Below are 248 nucleotides of genomic sequence, written 5' to 3'. Positions count from 1 at the left end.
CTGGCTGCACTGGTGGCTGGCGTAATGCTGGCTGTGGCGGGTTGTATTATTCAGCGTCTGACCGGAAACCCAATGGCCAGCCCGGAAGTATTAGGCATTAGTTCCGGGGCGGCATTTGGCGTGGTGTTAATGCTATTTCTGGTCCCCGGAAATGCCTTTGGCTGGCTGATGCCGGCCGGGAGCCTCGGGGCGGCAGCCACCTTGCTTATTATTATAATTGCCGCCGGGCGCGGGGGCTTTTCACCGCA

The 248-nt window shown here is 59.3% G+C and carries 1 protein-coding gene; it reads left to right on the top strand.

The window, feature by feature from the left end:
- Window positions 1-248: iron chelate uptake ABC transporter family permease subunit (locus FDX22_RS23895; protein WP_146717887.1), on the top strand; the 248-nt coding region annotated here is incomplete at both ends.

Source organism: Citrobacter sp. TBCS-14, from assembly GCF_005280805.1.
Classification (GTDB): domain Bacteria; phylum Pseudomonadota; class Gammaproteobacteria; order Enterobacterales; family Enterobacteriaceae; genus Citrobacter; species Citrobacter gillenii.
Note: the sequence above shows the minus strand (reverse complement) of the source record. Positions and strands in the feature narration are given on the sequence as shown.